2 protein-coding genes and 1 pseudogene are annotated in these 4,936 nt (G+C 68.9%); 2 read left to right on the forward strand and 1 reads right to left on the reverse strand.

The genetic code is table 11. The features are described from left to right. Positions 1-1,005 precede the first annotated feature (1,005 nt). Positions 1,006-1,209: pseudogene (locus tag BC793_RS48495) on the forward strand (response regulator transcription factor); the annotation flags it as partial. A gap of 175 nt (positions 1,210-1,384) precedes the next feature. Then, entirely contained in the window at positions 1,385-3,913 is a 2,529-nt protein-coding gene (locus tag BC793_RS48500) for a sensor histidine kinase (RefSeq protein WP_158319609.1), read from the forward strand. Between the two features lie 515 nt (positions 3,914-4,428). Here BC793_RS48500 and BC793_RS48505 read toward each other — a convergent pair. Continuing rightward, positions 4,429-4,791 carry an STAS domain-containing protein gene (locus tag BC793_RS48505; RefSeq protein ID WP_109603414.1) on the reverse strand — a complete coding sequence of 121 codons (363 nt, stop codon included), beginning with the start codon at positions 4,789-4,791 and terminating at the stop codon, positions 4,429-4,431. Positions 4,792-4,936 lie beyond the last annotated feature (145 nt).

The raw sequence follows: 4,936 nt of genomic DNA on the forward strand, positions 1-4,936 counted from the left end.
CTCGCCGGCATCTACCTGCCGCCCCTGCAGACCCTGCTCGGCACCCAGCCGTTGGCGATCACCGACCTGCTCATCGTCACCGCCGTCGCCGGACTGGGGTACGCCGCGATCCGTCTCGACCGCCGGCTGCACACCGCCGGACGCCCGTCACCCACACCATGAGCCCGACCACGACGGTCGACCGCCGACACCCGGCCGCGCCTGTGGCCGGGGTGGACGGCCTCCGAAGGCGTCATGACGAATTTTCCACCGCGCTGGCCAGCGCCTCCGACGGTCCAAGCCGGAGCGCGCTTGACAGAAACGTCCTGCCGGGTGAACGGAGTTCCTCCCGGCTGTCACCCGGCACTCGACGCCTGTTCGCCTTGTCGGCGAACAGGCTTTCCCTGTCCTGCTTCGCAGGCGATCCGTTTCCTCCCGGCCGTGAACGGCCGGGGTTCCACGGAGTATCCGGCTGAACGGCACCGAGCTGCGTACGTCCTGCGGCGGCGATCCGGAAACGCGCACGGTCACCCTCGACCTCGACAACCCACCGCGGGCACTGACGAGTAACGGCAAGCCGTACTTCCAAGGCCGGGACCTGGATGTCAGCGTCGACGAAAGGGAAACTCTGCGGATCTCCGCCAGCGCCGCCCAGCACAGCCACCGCTGGATCTTCGCCATAGATCACGTTGACGGTTCCGGGGCGCGAGCCACCAGCTACCTCGGTGCCGACGGCCGGCTGCGCTACAAGGCCGCCGATGTCGGCGAGGACGCCGAGTTCTCCCTCACCGGCAAGGCCGGCGCCTACGGAGCCCGTTACGAGGAGTCCGGCGGCCGCTTCGCCCGTGCACCGGGATGACAAGCCGGACGTTGCCCTCGGCGTGCCCGGCCTGCCATCGGCTCGCCACACGAGACGCTGGATCGTCACAGCCGTGGACGGATGGCGGGCTGGATCCCAGCATCGCCTAACTGTTCGATTGGGAGTCTCGTCCGCTGCCGGATCCTTGAGCGCTGCTGCCTGACGTTCGGGTCAGGGAAATGCTAGGAGCTCAGCTCCGTCTCGAAGTCAGCGGAGGACAACCACTCTTCGATGTCGCCGCCCGGCTACACGTCGCCGAGGCGACGGTGAAGACCCATGTGGGGCGGATCCTGACCAAGCTCGATCTGAGCGACCGCGTCCAGGTCGTGGTCTTCGCCTACGAGATCGGCCTGGTCCGACCGGGTTCGTGAACCGTGCGTCGCCCGGGCCGCACTGGGCGGACCTGCCGGATCTGACGCCGTGAAGCCCTTGATACGGGATCATCAGTGGTAGCGAATGCTGCCCCAGACCCCGGCGCGTCCGTCGTTCGATGGTCGACGTGGGCGGGACGGTCAGGTCCTGCCCTACTGGGGTGGGGTGATTGGCATGCCGAGCGTGGATATGGCGATCCTGAGGCAGCCGCAGCGGGTGGCGGCCGCGCGGCGGGCGCGACGGTTGCTGCCGGGGCTGGCCATGCCGTTGGATGCGATCGCCCGGTTGGCGGCCCGGGTGACCGGTGCGCCGATCGCGATCGTGGCGGTCATGGACGTGGTGGAGGAACATTTCGTCGGCTGTTTCGGCCTGCCGCCTGCTCTCGCCACGCGCGAGCCGGTGCCCGTGGCGTACTCGGTGTGCAAGTACATCGTCAGCGCCGATCATCCGGTGACCGCCGATGACATGAGCACCGATCCCGACCTACGTGAACATGCTCTAGCGGTGGAGTACGGCGCTCGCGCGTTCGCCGGGGTACCGCTGCGGGACGCCGCCGACCGCACGGTCGGGTCGCTGCTGGTCGTCGACGTGGTACCCCGGGTATGGACAGGCGCCCAACTGGAACTGCTGGTGGAGATCTCCGCCCTGCTCGCCGGTCTGCCCGCCGACGGCGTGTACACCGACGCGGACGCGATGGCAGGGCTGGACGCCGCAGCGGTCCTCGACGGGGTGCAGGAGGCGTTCGTCGCGGTCGACGCCGGCGGACGGGTCCGGGGCTGGAATCCGGCCGCACAGGTCATGCTGGGCTGGTCGGCAACCGAAGTCAGCGGCCGACGGGCCGAGGAGGTCCTGTTACCCGAGCCTCATCGAGACCGTTTCCGCCGCATCCTGCCGGACCTGATCGCCTCGACCGGCCCGCACAGCGGGTGGACCGGACGCATCCGGATCCGCCACCGCGACGGCCACGAGATACCGGTTCGGGCGGTCGCGTCGACGCTGCGCGGACGCTACGGGCCCCTGATCTGTGTGTTCCTCACCGACCTCACCGGCCAGTCACACGCCGAACGCGACGCCGGTCACCAACGCGGCTTCCGCACCGCCCTGCTCGACAGCCTCACCGCACCGGTCGCCGCGATGGACATGCACGGCCGCCTCCAAGTCGCCAACCGGGCGATGCGCCGCCTGCACGGCCTGCCCGACGACGCGACAACGGCGGCGCTGCTCGCCGTCCTTCCCGCTCACCTGCACCGGCCCGACGGCACACTCCTGCCCTGGGATCAGAGCTCTCTGATGCGCGCGCTGGGCGGTGAGCACGTCCGCGACCAGGAGATCCTGATCGCGGTGCCCGGCGAGCCGGTCCGCACGATGCTCGCCACCGCCCAGCCGATCATCACCGCCGACAATGCCCAGGCAGGAGCGGTCGGCACCGGTCTTGACATCACCGAACGTCGCCGGGTCGAACGCTTCCGCGACTGTCAACTCTCGGTGGCGACCACCCTGGCCCACACCGGCGACATTGACAGCTCCGCCGCCGAGATCACCCGAGCGGTGGCGGACGCGCTGGGCTGGCCACACGTCGAACTCTGGCTACACGACGACCTCACCGGCATGGCGCGCCTGGCCGGACACCACAGCACGCTGGGCGCCGGATTCGACGGGTTCCGCACCCGGCCGGTCGGTGAAGGTTTCGGGGTCAGCGGCACCGCCTGGGCCGCCGCGAAGCCGCTGTGGGTCCCTGACATCGCCGACACCGCCCACACTAGGAGTATCGCCACCGGCCCGTGGGGGCGGATGGCCGCCCGGGCGGGCCTGCACACCATGATGGCCGTCCCCATCTGCGCAGACGGTCACGTCGTCGGCATCCTGACCTGCTTCGCCGCCTGCTGCGAACACGAGCGGACCGCACTGACGACCCTGCTCACCGGAGTCGGCGAACAACTCGGGCAGTTCCTCGCCAGCCGGCGCAGCGCCCAACTCGCCCACGAAGTCACCCGGGGCAAGGACGACTTCCTGTCTCTGGTCGGACACGAGATGCGTACTCCCCTGACCGTCATCTCCTCCTGCATCGACGCGCTCCTCGCCGAGACCGAACCTCACAGTGACGACACCCGCACCATGCATGAAGCGATCGCCCGCGGCACCGGCACACTGCGCGCCATCGTCGACGACCTCCTCGACCTCGCCGCCCTCGAATCCGGACACCTACCGGTCGGCATCCGACCGATCGACCTCGCCGCGATCACCCGCCAAGCCCTGCACCACGTACAGGATGCCGCCGACGCCAACCATGTCACCATCACCGCCGACATCCCCCAACAACTCATCACCTCCGGCGACCCGCAACGCCTGCGGCAGGTCCTGGACAACCTGCTGTCCAACGCCGTCAAATACAGTCCCGCCGGCGGCCACACCACCCTGGCCCTCACCCACGACAAACACACAGTGACCATGACGGTCACCGACACCGGAATCGGCATCCCGGACAACGAACGCCACCACCTGTTCGACCGCTTCTACCGCGCCTCCAACGCCCGCCACACCGCCGTCCCAGGCACCGGACTCGGCCTCAGCATCGTGCGCGCCATCACCGAAGCGCACCACGGCACCGTCACCCTGAACGACCTTCCGGACGCCGGCACCAGCTTCACCGTCCGCCTACCCGACGACCCACGGCGCATGACCCAGAGCGCTCACACCCGTTGACCGCACCAACAGCCGCCGCCGTGCGGATAGCCGGGTCGCGCTGTTCCGCGACGCCGATTACCTGCTGTCCGGCGAGCGTGCCGAGCGCAACCTGCCGGTCACGGTCATCCAGGGGCCGCTGGCTGAGCAGCCGGCCGCCGGTTCCGAGAGCAAGGTCTCCAGCGCCTGTGGTGCCAGAGGAACGGCGGATATGGCCCTTCGAGACAACGGGATACGGCCGGGATCTCGATGCGCCCGTTGCCTTGGCTGAGGGGCTGATCGCCACCAGTCGCGAGTTGGCGACCCACGCGCGTAATGCGATCGAGCGTTCCTCGACGTGTGCGAGCGCAGGTCCAGAGCGCCCTGGCTGAACTGGCAGGGCCCGGATCTGCCGCAGACCCGGTAGAGCGGTGGCACCCTGTCGCGAAAGATAGGCGCCCCTGGTTGCGCACCGCTATCTCGATCACCTCGCTGTCCATGTCAGTCATGGACGAGCCCTACCTACTCATCACACGGCACCGCATCCCGAGCCTGCGTCACGTGTCGTGCCGCGGTTCGGTGGCCGGCTGGTAGCCCAGTGACGGCGCTGTCTGGGTGAGGTTCAGCAGGTAGTCCACGGCAGGGGACGCGGCGCTTACCCGTATGGGTCGATCGGCGGCGGCTGCTTGGACGCTGACCTCCAGGAGCACGCGCAGACCGGCGAGGTCGCAGAAGTGCACCCGGCTGAGGTCCAGTCGTACCTGTGGCGCCGATGACCGTTGGAGTAGGGCTGTGAGCTGGGTGCGTGCCGTGTCGGCGGTGATGGTGCAGAGTTCGCCGGTCACCGTCAGGGTGAGGGCGCCGTCGGCTGCCGTGTCCGCGACCGCCCACACCTCTGCGACGGGATCCGGTGCTGGCATTTTCGTGGCTCCCTTGTCGCCTCTGGCGCCGACAGTTCTCGTCCGGCGGTTAGTACTGCAACCCGATGTCGTTGCTTACGGCGGTTCGAGTCGTTTGCGGTAGTGACAGGCTCGAGCTTGTTCCTGGCGTCGGCGGCGATATCGG

Origin of the sequence: Actinoplanes xinjiangensis (genome assembly GCF_003148685.1) — a bacterium.
Lineage (GTDB): Bacteria > Actinomycetota > Actinomycetes > Mycobacteriales > Micromonosporaceae > Actinoplanes > Actinoplanes xinjiangensis.

Bases quoted from the DNA above. Each gene is read 5' to 3' on its own strand.
- BC793_RS48505 (WP_109603414.1), bottom strand. From the start codon at position 4,791: ATGCCAGCACCGGATCCCGTCGCAGAGGTGTGGGCGGTCGCGGACACG.
- BC793_RS48500 (WP_158319609.1), top strand. From the start codon at position 1,385: ATGCCGAGCGTGGATATGGCGATCCTGAGGCAGCCGCAGCGGGTGGCG.